We start from the raw sequence: 15,966 nt of genomic DNA, 5'->3' as shown, positions 1-15,966 counted from the left end.
GTGGCGATTCATGAACATCTGACGGCGTTTGGCGGCCTGCAGGTTGTGGACTGGGCCCTGGGTGACCCCCTGCCGGACCCGGCGATAGCGATGGCGCGGCTGGGTGTCGAGTGGGATGACCCGGTGTCCTGGACCGAGCGCTTCCGGACCTTCCTGGAGCTACCGGGTGTCGCGGCAGTTCCCGGGCTGGTGGTCGGCTGGTGGAGCGCTGAGGACAGCGACGTGGCGCCCACCGAGGTCCTCGAGGCGCTGGTGACGGCCCGGGACCGGCTCCCACAGCTGCGCGTGATGTTCTTTGGGGACATCACGTCGGAAGAAAACGAAGTCTCCTGGATTCAGCAGGCTGACCTCTCCGCGCTTCTCGCGGCGTACGGTGACCTTACGCATTTCGGCGTGCGGGGCGGCAACAACCTGAGCCTCGGACGGCTGGACCTCCCGGAGCTGCGCCACCTGATCATTCAGGCCGGCGGCCTGCCGGGTGAGGTGATCCGTGAAGTGATGAGCGCCCGGCTCCCGCGACTCGAGCACCTGGAGTTGTATTTCGGGGCAGAGAACTACGGAGCGACCGGCCGCGCCGATGATCTGGCCCCACTGCTGGACGGCACCCTCTTTCCAGCCCTGAGGTACCTGGGCCTGAAAAACGGGGAGTTTCAGGACGAGCTGGCCCAGCTGCTGGCTGACGCACCGGTCCTGGAGGGTCTTCAGACCCTGGACCTTTCGCTGGGAACCTTCTCTGATGAAGGGGCTGCGGCGCTGCTCAGAAGCCCACGGGCGGCGCAGCTCAAGCAGCTGATCATTCGTCATCACTTCTGCACGCCCGACATGGTCGCCCGCCTCAAGCAGCTGGGCCCGGACGTCGACGCTGAGGAGGCCGAGGATCCGGATGACGAGTGGCGGTTCGTCGCCCTGGGCGAATGACGCCGGAGATTCTGCTGATCGCGCCGCCGGCCGGGCGCCGCGCCCAGGCGTTCGCCGCGTCCCTGGCCGGGCGCGGCCTGCCGCCCCCCCAGGTGGTGTCGTACCTCGACGTGCTGCGCGGCCATGTCCACCTCTGCGAACAGGTCCGGCCGGGCACCGTGGTGCGCCTCGATTCGCCGGGAGAGGACATCGCCACGGAGGAGGCCCTGATCGGACTCGGCGGTGGGACGCCGGGCGACCTCACCGCCGGTGAACTGGCGCCCATGCAGGCCTGGTACGCAGGGTTCGCCCGGTTTCTGCAGCAGGTCGACGCGCAGCTCGCCCAGGCCGCACCTCACGTCCGCATGCAGCGCAGCGACCATATTCTGACCATGTTCGACAAGGCCGCGACGCACGCGCGTCTGCTGGCCGCGGGCGTTCCTGTTCCGGAGGCACTCCCACGCGTTGAGTCTGCCGAAGCCCTCTTCGAGCAGGCGGCCGGGCGCGGCTGGTCACGGGTGTTCGTCAAGCTGGCCCACGGATCAAGCGCCTCCGGGGCCGTCGCGCTGCAGTGGAAGGGCACGCGCGTTTCGGCGGTGACCACCGTGCGGATGGTGGACGGGCGGCTCTATAACTCAAGGAGACTGGTCCGCTATGACGCCTGGTCAGAGGTGCATGCCCTCCTGAACGCCCTGGCCCCCCACCGGCTGCATGTGGAGCGCTGGCTGCCCAAAGCCAGCTTTGAAGGCCGGACGATCGACCTGCGGGTGGTGGTGATCGGCGGCCGGGCCCAGCACACCCTGGTGCGTGCGGCGCGCGGACCCATCACCAACCTGCATCTGGGCAACGAGCGCGGCGACGTAGCAGCGCTGCGGGCCGCGGCCGGGCCTGAGCGATGGGCCGAGGTGATGGGGGTCGCGCGCTCGGCCCTCGCTGCCTTTCCCGGCGCCCTCTATGGCGGCGTGGACGTCCTGCTGACCCCGGGCCTTCGCCGGGCCGCCGTGCTGGAAGTCAACGCGTTTGGCGATTATCACCGGGGCGTGCACGTGGACGGGCTGGACACCTACGGCGCGCAGCTGCGGGCCGTCCTGGAGCCGGCACCATGCTGAGTGCGCGAGGCCTGATTCCCGGCTGTGACGTGGTGCTGTTGACCCTCGACAGCCTGCGCTACGACGTGGCCACCGCCGCGCTGGATTCCGGCGAACTGCCCCACCTGGCCCCCCTGCTGCCGGAAGGGCGCTGGGAAGAGCGGCACACACCGGGCAGTTTCACTTACGCGGCGCATCAGGCGTTTCTGGCGGGCTTTCTGCCCACGCCCGCCCGGCCCGGGCGCCACGCCCGCCTGTTCGCGGCGCAGTTCGCGGGCAGCGCCAGCACGTCGCCCACGACGTTTACGTTTGAGGAAGCGACCCTGCCGGCCGCCCTGGCCAACCGGGGCTACCGGACCGTCTGTCTGGGGGGCGTGGGGTTTTTCAACGGGCAGACCGCCCTCGGGGGCGCGCTGCCGGCCCTCTTTCACGAGGCGCACTGGACCCCGGCCAGCGGCGTGAAAAACCCCGATTCCGCGCGGGTGCAGGTGGCACTGGCCGCCCGGCGCCTCACCCAAATCAAGGAGCGAGTTTTTTTGTTACTCAACATGGCGGCGACCCATACCCCCACCCATTTCTACCTGCCTGGCGCGCGGCGCGACAGCCCGCAGAGCCAGCGGGCGGCACTCCGCAGCGTCGACGCGGCGCTGCCCGTTCTGTTTGAGGCCCTGCGGGCCCGCGGCCCGGCCCTGCTGATCGTCTGTGCCGATCACGGCACCTGTTTCGGCGAAGACGGGTATCACGGCCACCGGCTGGCCCATCCCCTGGTATGGACTGTGCCCTACGCCGAATTCGTGCTTCCGGGTGCGGCATGAGGCTCCCCGACGTCCTGCGCGGCGGGCCCTACCAGGCCTACACCTACGGCTACCCGCACAAGACAGCCTACCGGCGTTTTGAGATGCCGGTGGCCCTGCGTGACGCGTGGGCGCACGAGGACCGCCGCGCGCTGTTCCTCTACCTGCACGTGCCGTTCTGCGAGATGCGCTGCGGCTTTTGCAACCTGTTCACGACGGTGGGCGCACCTCAGGCCCTGGAGACCGCGTTCCTCGACGCCGTCACCCGGCAGGCCCGGGCCGTACAGGGTGCCTTAGGAGAGGCGAGCTTCTCAAGAATGGCGCTGGGCGGCGGAACCCCCACCTACCTCTCGGCCGGTGAACTCGAACGACTCTTCGACCTGCTGGCGGGCACCTTTGAGGCCCGGCCCTCGGCGCTGCCCACCAGTGTCGAAACGTCCCCAGCCACTGCTACCGCCGACCGGATGCAGGTGCTGGCCGAGCGGGGCGTGAGCCGGGTCAGCATCGGCGTGCAGAGTTTTGTTGAAGCGGAGGTGCGGAGTGTCGGCCGGAGCCAGCGCACCGTGCAGGTCCACGAGGCCCTGGACCAGATCCGCGCCGCGGGGCTTCCCGGGCTCAACCTCGACCTGATCTACGGCCTGGCGCATCAGACGCCGCAGACCTGGCTGCACTCCCTGGAACAAGCCCTGCGCTGGTCGCCCGAGGAACTGTTCCTGTATCCCCTGTATGTTCGGCCTCTGACTGGAATCGGTCGCCTGGGGCGCACCTGGGACGACGAGCGCCTGGAGCTCTACCGTCTGGGCCGCGACTACCTGCGGTCTCACGGCTACCTGCAGACCTCCATGCGCCGCTTTCAGAAGGCCAGTCTGCCGCTGCTGTCCGAGCCGGAATACACCTGTCAACTCGACGGCATGGTGGGGCTCGGGTGCGGCGCCCGGTCGTACACGCGCACGCTGCACTACTCCAGCGAGTACGCCGTCGGTGCGCGTGGCGTGCGTGGGATTCTTCAGGACTACGCCGGGCGGACCGAGCAGGACTTCGCCTTCGCCACACACGGCATCGCCCTGTCCACGGACGAGCAGCGGCGCCGCTACCTTCTGCAGTCGCTGCTGCACTTCCAGGGGCTGTCCCCAGAGGGCTACACGGCCACCTTCGGCACTGACGTCTGGCAGGACTTTCCGCAGCTCAGAGACCTGATCGAGGGCGGTCTCGCGACCCTGGAAACGGAGGGCCTGGTCCTGACGGCCCGCGGCTTCGAGTGTTCCGACGCCCTCGGGCCGTGGCTCTATTCCCCCGAGATTCGCCGGCTCAGCGAGGCTTACGAGTGGGCGTAGCCCGGCCCCAGCACCTGAGCGTGTTGTACCGCGGCCCGCTGAGCAGCTGCAACTACGCCTGCGGGTACTGCCCGTTCGCCAAGCATGTCGAGAGTCCCGAGGAGCACCGGGCGGATGCGCAGGCCCTGGCGCGGTTTCTGGCCTGGGCGGCCGATCAGGCCTGTGCGCTGTCGGTGCTGTTCACGCCCTGGGGCGAGGCGCTGGTCCGGCCACGCTATCAGGAGGCGGTCACCCGGCTGAGTCACCTGCCGCAGCTGCGGCAGGTGGCCATTCAGACGAACCTGAGTGGCCACCTGGCCTGGCTGGAGGACGCCGGGCGCGACAAGGTGGGGCTCTGGGCCACCTATCATCCCGGCGAGGTCACGCGGGAACGGTTTCTGGGCCGCTGCGCCGAACTCGACCGCCTGGGCGTGCGCTACAGCGTCGGCGTGGTGGGTCGCCGCAGCCACCTCGGGGAGATCGAGGCCCTGCGCTCGGCCCTGCGGCCGGAGGTGTACCTCTGGGTCAATGCCTTCAAGGTCGGGCCGGGCTACTACACCCCGGAGGACCTCGCGCGGCTCAGGGCTGTCGATCCACTCTTTGAGGTCAACACCCGCCGCTACCCGTCGCGCGGACAGGCGTGCGGGGCAGGGGAGAGCGCCATCAGCGTGGACGGGGACGGCACGGTTCGCCGCTGCCATTTCATTGCCCGGCCCCTGGGGAACCTGTACGCGCAGCCGGTGGCCGAGCTGCTGCGGCCGAGGCCCTGCAGCCGGCCGACCTGCGAGTGTCATATCGGGTACGTGCACCTCCCGGCGCTGGGGGCGGAGGAGATGTACGGCCCGGGTCTCCTCGCCCGCATTCCGGAAGGGCCCGCCTGGGCCGAGCCCAGCGCGTACCTGGCGCGGGCGGCGCAGCTTATGCCTCGATAGCCGGGTGGTACAGGGCCGGGTCGTCAAAGCCGGCCAGCCAGGCCGAGGCGGCGTGGGCGGTGCGCACCGTGGGCGGCACACGCAGCACGTAGCGCCGGGCAGTGGACGGGCACGCCACACTGACGGCGACGAACGGCTCGTCACCGTCCAGCGCCACACGGACGAGGATCCGTTCGCCGCCCGCGTCGCGGTCCCGGTCAAGCACCTCGGCCCCCACCTGACTGAGGAACCGCTCGTACCCCATGCGCTCCATCATCACCCGCCGCACCTCGGTGTTCGGCTGGGCCAGCACTTCGGCGCCGGTCAGCGTCTCGGGCTCGAACGCGACGCGCGCGTCAATCCGCACGCCCCGCCAGCGCAGAGGGATCTGCTGTTCGGGGGGCAGCGCCGTGAGCCCGCTGCCGGCCACGTCCAGCCAGCCGTTGATGCGCAGCCCCCGTGGAAGGGCGGTGATGCCGCGGCAGCCCGACACGTCGAGCTGCGCGATCTGGGTCAGCCAGTGGGGCAACGCGCGCAGGCTCAGGCAGTCCCGGGCGTTCAGGTGGCCATAGCGGACGCGGCCCTGCTCCGGCCAGCGGCTCAGGGCGTCACAGCGGCTCACGTTCAGAAAACAGACGTCGAGCCCTTCAGGCAGGACTTCGAGCGACAGGCAGTCCTGCAGGTTGAGCGAACCCACTGAGAGGTCTTCTGGCAACTCACTCAGGTGCGTGCAGCCGTCCAGGGTCAGGCGGAACATGACCTGGACGCCGGGGGGCAGGCGGGTGACGGGCAGATTGCGGGCCACCAGCTCGCCCACCTGCATCGTTTCCGGCAGGGCTGTGACGCCCGTGTCACTGATATCGAGCACGTCGCCACTGAGCCCTTCGGGGAGCCTCTTCAGGCCCGTCTCGCCGCTGAGGTCGAGTTTCCCCTTGAACTGAAGTGGCCCACTGACCTGGCCCTGGAGCAGCCGGGCCCGGGCCTCGCTGGCCGGCATCCGCCCGGTCATCAGTCGGTCACCCGGCGGACCGCTTCCGGGCTGTACTCACGCTGCATCCAGACCCGGTAGTCCCCGCGAGGAAGCGTAATGGTGTGGTGCTCTTCGTGAATCAGGTCCGCCGAGTCGGCCAGCACGCGGACATAGGTGTCGAGTCCAGCCTGGTACAGCTGCACGGCGCCAGGATCCTGGAAGCGGTGGCTGTGCCCGGTGACCTCGCCACGGGCGAGCGTGGTCCCGGTGCGGGGCAGGGCGTCAGGCAGACGCACAACGTGTTGAATCAGAACGTCACCATGGCGGTAAAGCATGCTTCCTCCTAAGACTGACTCGATTTTACGTAATTAGCGTAACATATCGAAAGCAGAGGAACAATTCAGCGGGCCTTGAGGTGCGGTACAGTCGGATGCGATGCGGCGACTGCTGGCTCTGGACCTGGACGGTACGCTGCTGCGTTCAGACGGCACTCTGGGCTGCCGAACACGCGCCGCTCTGGGTCAGGCCCAGCGCCTGGACTGGGTTGTTTTTCCCGTCACTGCCCGCCCCACCCGGACCGTCCTTCCCCTGGCGCAGCAGGAGGGCTGGCCGGAGGCGGCGTGTTGCAACGGCGCTGTCGTGGTGGCCATCGACGGAACGGTGCTGACCTCCACTCCGCTGGAACGGCCCTCGGTCACGGCATTCATGGGGGCGGCCCGCGCGCAGCTGCCCGGGATCGCGTTCGCGGCCGAGTGGGGAACGCACCTGCGAGCCGAGCCCCGGTATGCTGCGCTTCGGCACGGGGCGCAGGCGCCTCGCAGCGAGGCGCCTGCGCCCTTCAGGCTGGTGCCGGATGGACCCGCCCCCCTCAAGATCATGGTCCGTCATCCCAGGTGGAGTGGTCCGGAGCTGAGTGAGCGGCTCGGACCCCTGACGCCGCCGCTGGGCCTCTCGGTGACCTGCTCGGCCACCGGGTTCGCGGAGCTGACCGATGGTCGCGCGTCCAAGGTCCGCGCGACGCAGGAGGCGTGCCGGCGGCATGGAATTGACCAGCACTCGGTGGTGGCCTTTGGCGATATGCCCGCCGACGCCGATCTCCTGCAGTGGGCCGGTCATGGGGTCGCGGTCGGCAACGCGCACCCGCACGTTCTGGGGGTCGCGGACGAGGTGACGGCGACCAACGATGAGGAAGGCGTCGCGCAGGTCATTGAGCGCCTCATGTGGTCTGAAGGGCCGCATCAGGCGGGCGGGGCCCAGCGATGAACCTGGCCGCTGCGCAGCGCCGGCCTGTGAAATGCTGAACAGAATGAGTCCCGCTGGTGGTGAAGCCTCAGGACTGAGCGTCGTATGGAACGTTTAATGTTGAAGAAAGTATATTCAGCTTGACGTGCACTGCCGCCCGGCCCTGAAGCGCGCCGTGAGTCCCTTCAGCGTCAGTGCATAAAAGTTCCTTGTGCCTCCACGCTGCATCCTTGTGCGACCTCAACGGCGCAACGGGTCTTGAGGTTGCTACTGTGCGTGTGGTTCCGCCTTCCTCCCCTTCGCCTTTTCCTGCGCTTCGATAGGGACGCCGGGAAACTGAGTAATGTTCCAGGCAGGACAACCCATCACCTGTTGGTAGAACAGCGTGACTTCCAGAGCGTCCTCCAGGGAATCCGAGGAGTACAGGTGCTGCTCCTTGTGCAATCTGGGACGGTACCAGTCGCTGGAGGTGTTCTCTGCCTCCTCGTCCCGGCGGCTCAGGTATACGTCATAACTGGGCTCGTCACTGCTGTTTTCACAGAACGGCGAATCCAGGCTCAACGTCAGCCGATCGAAGCGTTTGCGGGTCGTCCAGGACGCCGGAATCCGTCCTGTTCGTCTCGTGAATTCCAACAGCTCGCGGGTCTCGAAATCCAGCCAGATCCAGCGTTCTTCAGCGGTATAGGGGGCCTGGAGCACCTTGCCATACAGGTAATGCAGCGTCCCGGCGACGGCGATCGCGATGAGGAAGGTTAAACCCCAGGGGCGTTCGATCTCCAGATGCACGGAGGACAGAAACCCCACGATCATCAACCCGAGAAAGGCATACCCGACAAAAACCATGACCGCAGTGAGCCTCACGTCACTGTAGAAGGCTGCCCGGGTGCTGTTGTAATGCTTGAGCTTCACGGCCTGCACGCCGTTCAGACTGTCGCGGACCTGCGCTGGCGTTCCAGAGGTCCTCAGCGAAGGGAGGCCGGCCGCTGGTGAGACCAACGTGGGTGTGTCCTGCTCAGCGTCGTCTATAGTCTGTTCCCTCGGGTGGCCCGCATGCACAGCACCGCAGTTCGTGAGTAGCGCACCTGGCAGCCCTCCTTGCGGAAAGACCCCATGTTGAGGACGTCGCGCAGCTTCCTCGTGACATTCGCTGGGACGGCACCCTGCTCAAACGGAAGGTCGCTCCACAGCCAGCCGATGTTGCGAGTCTTCAACCCGAAGTCGGCGTACCGCCCGCTCTTCGCATCGGCCAAGCGGTATTCCTCCAGGTCCGGGTCGTGCATCCCGATCACTGTAGCGCGCGCACTCACCTGCTCGCTGTCCCTGCTCGCCACCATCACCATTCCCAACCGGCGGACCTGCAGGGCTTCTGCGTACTTCTTAAAGCCCACACAGTGCCACACCACAACCGTTACCCTGAGGTGAAGGACCGTAAGCGCTCCGCGTCACCATGCACGACCTCCTCCCTGACAGCTCCGGCACGTTTCGACAGCCTTGGCAGCGTCATGGCCATTGTTCGTCCTGGCCAACAGGTGATCCGGAAAATAGACGCTCAGATGGCGAGAGCTTTACTCCGTGAGCTGCGAGAGCGCTTGTGATAATTCCCCAGTAGATATGAGTTCCCGGCCCGTTGTTTGAAAGGTTTCCAGTTCAAAATCTTTAAGGACAATGAGATTGGAAGCCCAAAAGTATAGGCCGTGACCACACTCCCCTGACGCGGCATACCGATCCATCAAAGCGCTGATTGACTCAAGGGTGAATGCTGTCCCGCAATATTTTGCCGTGTCAGTGGATACATAAAAGTCGACAGGCGACAGATGGAGCGCATGCCATTCGAGATGCGGAGCCAGGATCTCAACGGTAAATGTTGCGTCCTCAGAGACCAATTGAATCATCCCCTGTCAGCATATGGACTTTTTAGGTGAGCTGGCGCAGCAGGAGGCCATTCTGCAACCAGAAGCAACAGGATGCGCTGCTCCAGCAGCGCATCCAGGAAGTGCATGCACGGAGCAAACGACGTTATGGTGCGCCACGCATTCACGCTGAGCTCCAGGCTGGCGAGCTTCGGGTGTCCCGCAAGCGGGTGGCGCGTCTGATGCGCGTCCGTGGTTTGAGAGCGAAAGGAAAGCGCGGTTGGGTGCGCACCACGGACAGCACGCACACCCTCCCGGTACGCCCGAACCTGCTGGACCGTCAGTTCGCAGTCCGGCAGCCCAACCAGGTGTGGGCTTCGGACCTGACGTACCTCCACACAAAAGAAGGCTGGCTGTATCTCGCCGTCACGCTGGACCTGCATTCGCGCGCTGTAGTGGGCTACGCGATGGCTGCGCAGATGCCGGCCACCTTGCCACTGGCGGCCCTTCAGATGGCTGACCAGCGCCGGTGCCCGCCCCCTGGGCTCATTCATCACAGCGACAGGGGCAGTCAATACGCAAGTGGGATCTTTCAGGCAAAACTGGCCCGCATGCGGGCCAGGGGCAGTATGAGTCGCAAGGGAGATTGCTGGGACAATGCCGTCGTGGAAAGCTTTTTCAGCTCCCTGAAAAGGGAGCGGCTGGAGGACACCACCTTTGAGAATCGGGACGTTGCCCGTCAAGCGGTCTTCGAATTCATCGAGGTTTTCTATAACCGTCAGCGTCGTCACTCAACGCTTGGGTACTTGACGCCCCTGGAGTTCGAACGCCAAGCTACAGCCGCTTAACTTCGGCTACGCAATATCGGGGCAAGCCCAACAGGGCGTGTTCCGCTGGTGGTGCCTCTCCACCTTGGCCTTTTCTCTCTGTCATTTCCAGGATCTGGATGCCCCTGTAACGAGACCGAAGACCGGGCCGAACTGGGGAAACCTGGCGAGAACCCTGCGGTTCTCGTACGTTCCACAGGTGCGTCGCCAGGCGCTGTTACTCGAGTGTGCTGCCATCGACGCCTTCCAGCACACACAAACCCCCGTCAAAACTTACATCGCAAGGTATCAGTTCACCTGTGTCAAGGACGTATGGTCATGGCTTTCGCGCCAGTCGAAGCCGATATCCTAAGGCAGGGGGCGGTATGAGGCAGGCAGGCAACGACGGTCGGCTCAGCATCGGGCAGTTGGCCAGCATCAGCCAGATCAGTGTCAAAACGTTACGGTATTACGACGAGGAAGACATTTTCAAACCTGCCCACATCGATGAGCAGAGCCGGTACCGGTACTACTCGCCAGCACAGGTGGAACAGGCCCGAATGTTGCAGAACCTGCGCTTTGCCCAGGTGCCTCTCGAGGATCTGCGTGAGTTTATGCGTGACCCCACGCCGGAGCATCAGACACGACTGTTCAATCGGCACATCGAACGCTTGAGGACGGAAGTACACCATCTGAACAGAGGGATTAGGTCCCTGGCCCGGCGGCGCGATTATTGATCTGTCAAGGGTTTGGTGGAGCCTCAGTTCAGGATGTAAGCCTGCTCCTCGAAGGCCGTCGGTGACTGATACCCCAACGACGAGTGACGACGGCGACGGTTATAGAACACTTCAATCCACTCGAACACCTCTGTCCGTGTCTGGGCACGGTCCCACTGCGCTTCACCAAGCCCCATCTCCGTCTTCAATGTCGCAAAAAAGCTTTCCTGGACAGCATTATCCCAACAATCCCCCGCCTCGCTCATACTCTGAACGGCCTGCAGTCTGTCCAGCGCCTGCTGGTACACATCGCTCGTATACTGGCTCCCTCGATCCGAGTGATGCAGGAGTCCGCCTGGTGGTTTCCGACGCGCTACGGCCATCTCCAACGCCGCTGTGACCAGCGGCGTCTGAAGTCGCTCATTCAGCGCCCAGCCGACAATTTTCCTCGAGTACAGGTCCATGACCGTTGCCAAGTACAACCAGCCATCACGGGTGGGTAGGTACGTCATATCCGTGACCCACTTCTGGTTCGGGGCATCCGCAGTGAATGCCCGATCAAGAATGTTTTCTGCGACTGGACGCGAAGATTTCGTTTTGGTCGTCGTACGGAACTTCCGTTTCCCACGTGCGACAAGCAGGGCTTGTCGCATGAGCCGCCTGATCCGCTGACGACTGACCTGCTCTCCCTGTGCCTTCAGGTCGGCTTGGATGCGCAGCGCCCCGTATGTTCCCCGGCTTTCCTCGAAGCTGGTCCTGATTTTCTCGATCAGCACGCGGTCTTTTGTGATCCTCTTGCTCTCCGGCCTTCCCCGCGAAGCGTAGTACCCGCTGATGCCCACCTCGAGAACCCGGCACATCAGTTCCACTGGGAACTCGTTCTGGTGCCCCTCGATGAATTTGAAGATCAGGGCTGCTTCGCGAAGAAGGCCAGTGCTTTTTTCAGAATATCCCGTTCCTGTCGTGCAATTTCCAGTTCCCGCTCCAGTTCCTTGAGTCGAGCCTCCTGTGGTGAAAGGGCGGGGATTCCCCGCCCGGTGAAGGCTGGGCGGCCAGCGGCCGTCTGGGTGTCCTGCTGCTGCTTCCACCGGACCACGTAGTGAGGGGGAACGCCAAGGTCACGGGCAATCTGGGCGCAACTCTTTCCGGTCGTGCGGACCAGCCGGACGGCTTCTTGTTTGAACTCAGCGGTGAATTTCTGCTTGGGTACGGACATTCTGTCCTCCAGTGTGGATCACACTGAACTTACCCTCCACCAAACTCTATCCAGTTCACTCGACGCCTGGCCGGCCGCAGTGTAGTACTCGTTGATGTACCAGAAGGTACAGTCGTCGGTCGGATCGACGTTCATTGAGGTGTAGTCACCCCAGCGTGAGTTGGTGGTGGTCTGGACGCCGCTGCCCACGATCATCGTGCCTTCGCCTAGCGTCATGGTGTTCGGGGGATCACTGTTCAGACGACCGGTGTACCGAATGCCCGGGTAGACATCTGTGCCGCTCACCACGCTGAAGCCCAGTCCCATGTTTCCTGAACGGTCCATGGCGATACTCCCCATCCACCGCTGAACCCCGTCATCCGGAGCGTAGGTCCCCTGCTGGTGTACCTGGTAGCCGTTGGCCGAGCGTCTCAGTTCGTACCAGCGCATGCCGGCCATCCCGGGGCGAGCCTCTACCGTCTGGGTCGTTACGAACGCTTCATAGGTGCCGAAATTCCGGTAGGCCAGACGGTAGAGGGGCCGCTGGCGGTACGACAGAACGTCCAGATACTGGTCGGGATTCGTGATGCCCGGCTGCGGGAGACAGTCACGGGAGGTGGGCCCGCAGGGAAAGACCGAATCGAACGAGGCAACGGGGAGTTGAGCGGCCAGGGTCAGGGAGGCTGCTGGCTTGGAATTCCAGGCCACCCGAAGCTCCCAGACGTTCATGGCGTCCACAGTGGCCCCGTAGGAGGCTCCATCGTCCTGAGTTCCGATGATCGGCGCGGCAGCGCGCGCTGGGGGGCGGCGGGTGCCGTCGATGTCTGGCGGCAGAAGGCCGTCCCCAATCTGGTTCAGGGGCACGACGCCCGAATCCAGGAAGAAGCGAACCGCGCGGGCTTTCGGGTCGCCAACGATCATTTTGTTCTTCTCGAGGGCGTAGACACCGATGCCGTACTCCACCGTCGGTCCGAATTCACGGGTGGTCATGATGTATGAGTCGGTCCAGACCCCATATTTGGGGTAGTCCGGGAAGAACAGGCCGCTGGTGAAGGCGTACCGGTAATAGGCACCAGTCGGGTCGCCCGTGACCGAGACTGCTACGCAGCTGTAAAACGGCAGGTTGGGATCGTCGAGGCCCCGGGTCGTGAATTGCGTAAGAATCCAGCGGTTCACCAACTGGTCATACACGACAACCGGATCACCGGAGGGATCCGCGCAGTCCGGGACCGCGAAGCCGGCCCACAGGTCCCCAATCCTCGCGGGACCGAGTAGAGGTGCCCCTTGCCTGCTGTAAACCGCGTACGCCAGGTTGGTCATGGCCACGTAGTGGTTGGGGCCGATGTCGCCAACGGGGTCGGGCGGGTTCACTCGTCCCCCATACAGGTTGAAATTGTCCTGGCTGCTGGGACCTTCGAAACTGACGACTGGATTCGAGACCGACGCAGCCTGCTGGGCGAAGAGCGAACCGGGGGAGGCCGACTGAAGGGCGCCATCACGGCCCGCCAGTCGGTCTCTCTGCTGGGGCCCACGGTCGGGCCGGAGGTCGATGATTCCGTCGCCCCCCACCGGCAACGGAAGGGCTGGACCAACGCGGGCCATAGAGGCGAGAGGCCGCGACACATCGAAGGCGACCGCGTTGCTGAAGTGTGGAGTGCCAAGTTTCTGTGCGTCCAGCAGAGTCTGGGTGACTTGGGCTTCAGGCTGCGAGGCTGGTCGGTTGCATCCGACCAGGAGCGCCAGGCTGAGCCCAATGGTGGTCAGCGTGAGGCGGACAGGCAGAGATGCGGTGACGGGGGTGCGGTGACGCATGGGGTCTCCCTCTTGCCGATGTGGGCGAGGGCGGCTGCGGCACAGGAGGCCAACCAGGACCATGACGGTCCGGGTCCCGTGCGAACGCGACGCAGCTGGGCCTGTCTCGCGTGTCGTCATGACACTGAATGCGCTCCCCAGAACCCAGTGTCATAGGGAGGATACGGGTATCGTACTGCCCATCAAATTCTTAATATGAGTTTCCTTCCAAGCCAGTCTGTTGCTCATTTCCAAGCTTCCGTGAAATCCCGGTTGCCCTGGGGCCCTCCCGACTGTGGGCCTTCATCCGCTATGTCCAGGCTTAAGTAGGGGAGGCCTTCGGCGGTCTCCGCCAACCACCGGTACTCCAAGGAAACCTGATGCTTGCCATGTTACGGGGTCATCGCGGGCGGCTTCTCTCCAGACCGGAAGGTCAGGGGCGCTGTTCGATCGGGTGACGCGGGAAGATCATCAGCGGCGCAACTGGAGCCGGATCCGCTCGACCAGGTCAGCCAGTTCTTCAGGTTGGACCAGGTGAGCAAGGCCGCCCATCTGCTGGAATGTGGTGACGTTCATTACTATGCACGTCTGACTCGGTCGAACAACGGCACCCGTCGGTTCACTTCCTGAACAAGCAGGAAGTTGTGTTCATGGCGTGCCAGGATGACGCCATGACCCGGCCAAAAGGGCCCGCGCACACAGCCGCAGCCCCGGCCCGCATTTGGGTCCTACTGGCCAGCGAAGCCCGGGACGCGAGTCTTGAATCCAAGACTCGCACGGTCGCCCGGGTCTTCCACGATGCTCAGCTCACATAGCAGGACGTCTGTGACGTCCTGCGCCCGCTGATCCCGACGGCCAACTTGCCCTGATCATGGACCGCACCACTTGGCATGACGGCCAGACGCCGCTGAACATCCTGGTGCTGGGCGCGCTCCTCGGGGGCGCGGTGATCCCACTCGTCTGGTCGGTCCTGCCCCATCAGGGAAACAGTTGCACCGCCGCCCGAATCCTGCTGGTTGCCCGATTGCTCAAGGTGCTGCCCGCTTGTCGGTGGGCCGTCGTGATCGCGGACCGGGCGTTCGTGGGGCGCGAGTGGTGCTCGTTCCTGCGCTGGAAACGCATCCGGCAGTGTCACCGCATCCGGGAGAACACCAGAATCGAGGATGACTGGTGCGAGACGTGTTTAAGACATTGCAACCGGGACATGTGCGCACCCTGTTCGAACGGGCGTGGGTGTATGGGGGATGGATGCACGCGGTCATTACCCTGTCACCCGCAGGTGACAGGGTGATCGTGGCGTCAGATGTGACCGTGCTGGACGTGTTGGTGACCTATCGTCTCTGCTGGGCCATTGAATCGGCGTTGTCCGCCTTGAAATCTCGAGGGCTGAATCTGGAGGCCCCGCACATGACAGCGCCAAAACGAATCTCTCGGCTCTTCGGACTGCTGTGTATCGCACTGGCCTGGATGACCCGGGTGGGGGCGCAGCGGGGAGCGACCCAGTCCCCTCGGCGGGACAAGCGCGGGCGAGCGGTCGTGAGTCAGGCGCGTATCGGGTGGCAGATCCTGAGTCAAGCCGTGCGGTGGGGAAGCGATACCTTCTGAGACTGTCTCCAGTTGCTCAGGACTCCATTCCCAACGCCCAGCACATCAATTTCCTAAAGTGTCAGGTGCTGAGGCCTGACACGCAAAATTGCCAGAACCGTCCAGCCAATTGTCCTGTTCATTACGCTTATACTGAATGAACGTTCAGCCAAAAGGAGCTGTAATGGCACTGACCGGACCGCCCCCTCGCGATACCCACCGCACCAGAAAAGCCATCCTCCACGCCGCCACCCACCTGTTTGCCGAGTCTGGATATGCTGCGACAGGCCTGCAGCAGATCGCTGATGCTGCAGGTGTGGCCCGGGCTACACCCAGCTACTTCTTCCGCTCCAAGGCCGGGCTATGGAAAGCAGTGCTGGAAGAACAGAATCAGCTGGCTGCCCACATCGCTCCGACCGCCTTTCAGCTGGCCGGAGCGCAGCCGGACCGCGCCGCGCTGATTGCCGCATTGGTGGATGTCACGCTGGACTTCCATATCGCACATCCAGAATTTCTGCGGCTGGTGCAATGGTCTGAACTTCAGGGCAATACGCTGATCAACGAGGTACGGGCGCATCACGTCGCTGTAGCGACGGCAGTTCACGCGGTCGATGCCGTATTGCGCGGTGGAGCGCTGGAGCAAGAAGACGTTCGGCAGATGGTGCTGTCCGTTCTCGGCGTGTGCTACGCCCACCTGATCTTCGGGCAGACGCTCGCCGCAGCCCTGAATCTCAGTGTGAACGACCCTGCATTTCAGGTTGAGCGGCGCGTCCACCTCAAGCGGCTGCTGCTCTCTGCCTCTCGCTGAC

At 64.4% G+C, this 15,966-nt stretch carries 14 protein-coding genes and 3 pseudogenes; 10 read left to right on the top strand and 7 right to left on the bottom strand.

Annotated features, from left to right (window positions below; translation table 11 throughout):
* The 5 genes from LAJ19_RS20790 to LAJ19_RS20770 are packed head-to-tail and all read left to right on the top strand — an operon-like array spanning position 1 to position 5,024.
* The gene (locus LAJ19_RS20790) at positions 1–918 is read left to right on the top strand and encodes an STM4015 family protein (protein WP_225524495.1); all 918 of its coding nucleotides are present in this window, start codon (positions 1–3) and stop codon (positions 916–918) included.
* Positions 915–2,006: an STM4014 family protein gene (locus LAJ19_RS20785; RefSeq protein ID WP_225524493.1), complete on the top strand. Its 1,092-nt coding sequence runs from the start codon at positions 915–917 to the stop codon at positions 2,004–2,006. Before LAJ19_RS20790 ends, LAJ19_RS20785 begins: the two co-directional genes overlap by 4 nt.
* On the top strand, positions 2,000–2,800 hold the full coding sequence (locus tag LAJ19_RS20780) for an STM4013/SEN3800 family hydrolase (RefSeq protein ID WP_225524491.1): 801 nt from the start codon (positions 2,000–2,002) through the stop codon (positions 2,798–2,800). Before LAJ19_RS20785 ends, LAJ19_RS20780 begins: the two co-directional genes overlap by 7 nt.
* A complete protein-coding gene (locus tag LAJ19_RS20775; RefSeq protein WP_225524490.1) occupies positions 2,797–4,113 on the top strand; it encodes an STM4012 family radical SAM protein in 1,317 nt (438 codons plus the stop codon). The genes LAJ19_RS20780 and LAJ19_RS20775 overlap by 4 nt, the downstream gene beginning before the upstream one ends.
* The gene (locus LAJ19_RS20770; RefSeq protein ID WP_225524488.1) at positions 4,104–5,024 is read left to right on the top strand and encodes an STM4011 family radical SAM protein; all 921 of its coding nucleotides are present in this window, start codon (positions 4,104–4,106) and stop codon (positions 5,022–5,024) included. The genes LAJ19_RS20775 and LAJ19_RS20770 overlap by 10 nt, the downstream gene beginning before the upstream one ends.
* Here LAJ19_RS20770 and LAJ19_RS20765 read toward each other — a convergent pair.
* Both LAJ19_RS20765 and LAJ19_RS20760 read right to left on the bottom strand, forming a co-directional pair.
* Positions 5,011–6,012: a DUF6745 domain-containing protein gene (locus LAJ19_RS20765; RefSeq protein WP_225524487.1), complete on the bottom strand. Its 1,002-nt coding sequence runs from the start codon at positions 6,010–6,012 to the stop codon at positions 5,011–5,013. The genes LAJ19_RS20770 and LAJ19_RS20765 overlap by 14 nt on opposite strands.
* Positions 6,012–6,308 (bottom strand): DUF8820 family protein, encoded by a 297-nt coding sequence (locus LAJ19_RS20760; RefSeq protein WP_225524485.1) that lies wholly within the window; start codon positions 6,306–6,308, stop codon positions 6,012–6,014. The genes LAJ19_RS20765 and LAJ19_RS20760 overlap by 1 nt, the downstream gene beginning before the upstream one ends.
* A 100-nt stretch (positions 6,309–6,408) precedes the next feature.
* Here LAJ19_RS20760 and LAJ19_RS20755 point away from each other — a divergent pair, with 100 nt between their 5' ends.
* Positions 6,409–7,236 carry an HAD family hydrolase gene (locus LAJ19_RS20755; protein WP_225524483.1) on the top strand — a complete coding sequence of 276 codons (828 nt, stop codon included), beginning with the start codon at positions 6,409–6,411 and terminating at the stop codon, positions 7,234–7,236.
* A 246-nt stretch (positions 7,237–7,482) separates the two neighbouring features.
* Here LAJ19_RS20755 and LAJ19_RS20750 read toward each other — a convergent pair whose 3' ends face one another.
* The 3 genes from LAJ19_RS20750 to LAJ19_RS20740 all read right to left on the bottom strand — a co-directional run bounded on the left by LAJ19_RS20750 (position 7,483) and on the right by LAJ19_RS20740 (position 9,107).
* Positions 7,483–8,133, bottom strand: coding sequence for a hypothetical protein (locus LAJ19_RS20750; RefSeq protein ID WP_225524482.1), 651 nt, complete (start codon positions 8,131–8,133; stop codon positions 7,483–7,485).
* A 104-nt stretch (positions 8,134–8,237) separates the two neighbouring features.
* Positions 8,238–8,603, bottom strand: coding sequence for a hypothetical protein (locus LAJ19_RS20745; protein WP_225524480.1), 366 nt, complete (start codon positions 8,601–8,603; stop codon positions 8,238–8,240).
* Positions 8,604–8,780: 177 nt separating this feature from the next.
* Positions 8,781–9,107, bottom strand: a complete 327-nt coding sequence (locus tag LAJ19_RS20740; protein WP_225524479.1) for a hypothetical protein — start codon at positions 9,105–9,107, stop codon at positions 8,781–8,783.
* A gap of 29 nt (positions 9,108–9,136) precedes the next feature.
* Between LAJ19_RS20740 and LAJ19_RS20735 the strand changes: the two are divergent.
* Both LAJ19_RS20735 and LAJ19_RS20730 read left to right on the top strand, forming a co-directional pair.
* Positions 9,137–9,913 (top strand): annotated as a pseudogene (locus LAJ19_RS20735) (IS3 family transposase); the annotation flags it as partial.
* Positions 9,914–10,257: 344 nt separating this feature from the next.
* Positions 10,258–10,608, top strand: coding sequence for a MerR family transcriptional regulator (locus LAJ19_RS20730; protein WP_225524477.1), 351 nt, complete (start codon positions 10,258–10,260; stop codon positions 10,606–10,608).
* A gap of 23 nt (positions 10,609–10,631) precedes the next feature.
* Here LAJ19_RS20730 and LAJ19_RS20725 read toward each other — a convergent pair.
* Positions 10,632–11,803, bottom strand: a pseudogene (locus LAJ19_RS20725) (IS3 family transposase).
* Positions 11,804–11,821: 18 nt separating this feature from the next.
* Positions 11,822–12,958 carry a hypothetical protein gene (locus tag LAJ19_RS20715; protein WP_225524476.1) on the bottom strand — a complete coding sequence of 379 codons (1,137 nt, stop codon included), beginning with the start codon at positions 12,956–12,958 and terminating at the stop codon, positions 11,822–11,824.
* A 1,361-nt stretch (positions 12,959–14,319) separates the two neighbouring features.
* On the opposite strand from LAJ19_RS20715, the pseudogene LAJ19_RS20710 reads away from it, so the two are divergent.
* A pseudogene (locus LAJ19_RS20710) lies at positions 14,320–15,178 on the top strand (transposase); the annotation flags it as partial.
* Positions 15,179–15,314: 136 nt separating this feature from the next.
* Positions 15,315–15,965 (top strand): TetR/AcrR family transcriptional regulator, encoded by a 651-nt coding sequence (locus tag LAJ19_RS20705; protein WP_225524474.1) that lies wholly within the window; start codon positions 15,315–15,317, stop codon positions 15,963–15,965.
* Position 15,966: the final 1 nt, after the last annotated feature.

The organism is Deinococcus taeanensis (genome assembly GCF_020229735.1).
In the GTDB taxonomy this organism is placed as follows: Bacteria; Deinococcota; Deinococci; order Deinococcales; family Deinococcaceae; genus Deinococcus; species Deinococcus taeanensis.
This window is presented reverse-complemented; position numbering and strand designations above follow the sequence as displayed.

Excerpts from the sequence above, each read along its gene's own strand:
- LAJ19_RS20785 (WP_225524493.1), top strand. The coding sequence starts at position 915 with ATGACGCCGGAGATTCTGCTGATCGCGCCGCCGGCCGGGCGCCGCGCC.
- LAJ19_RS20775 (WP_225524490.1), top strand. The coding sequence starts at position 2,797 with ATGAGGCTCCCCGACGTCCTGCGCGGCGGGCCCTACCAGGCCTACACC.
- LAJ19_RS20705 (WP_225524474.1), top strand. The coding sequence starts at position 15,315 with ATGAACGTTCAGCCAAAAGGAGCTGTAATGGCACTGACCGGACCGCCC.
- LAJ19_RS20780 (WP_225524491.1), top strand. The coding sequence starts at position 2,000 with ATGCTGAGTGCGCGAGGCCTGATTCCCGGCTGTGACGTGGTGCTGTTG.
- LAJ19_RS20740 (WP_225524479.1), bottom strand. The coding sequence starts at position 9,107 with ATGATTCAATTGGTCTCTGAGGACGCAACATTTACCGTTGAGATCCTG.
- LAJ19_RS20760 (WP_225524485.1), bottom strand. The coding sequence starts at position 6,308 with ATGCTTTACCGCCATGGTGACGTTCTGATTCAACACGTTGTGCGTCTG.
- LAJ19_RS20765 (WP_225524487.1), bottom strand. The coding sequence starts at position 6,012 with ATGACCGGGCGGATGCCGGCCAGCGAGGCCCGGGCCCGGCTGCTCCAG.
- LAJ19_RS20730 (WP_225524477.1), top strand. The coding sequence starts at position 10,258 with ATGAGGCAGGCAGGCAACGACGGTCGGCTCAGCATCGGGCAGTTGGCC.
- LAJ19_RS20755 (WP_225524483.1), top strand. The coding sequence starts at position 6,409 with ATGCGGCGACTGCTGGCTCTGGACCTGGACGGTACGCTGCTGCGTTCA.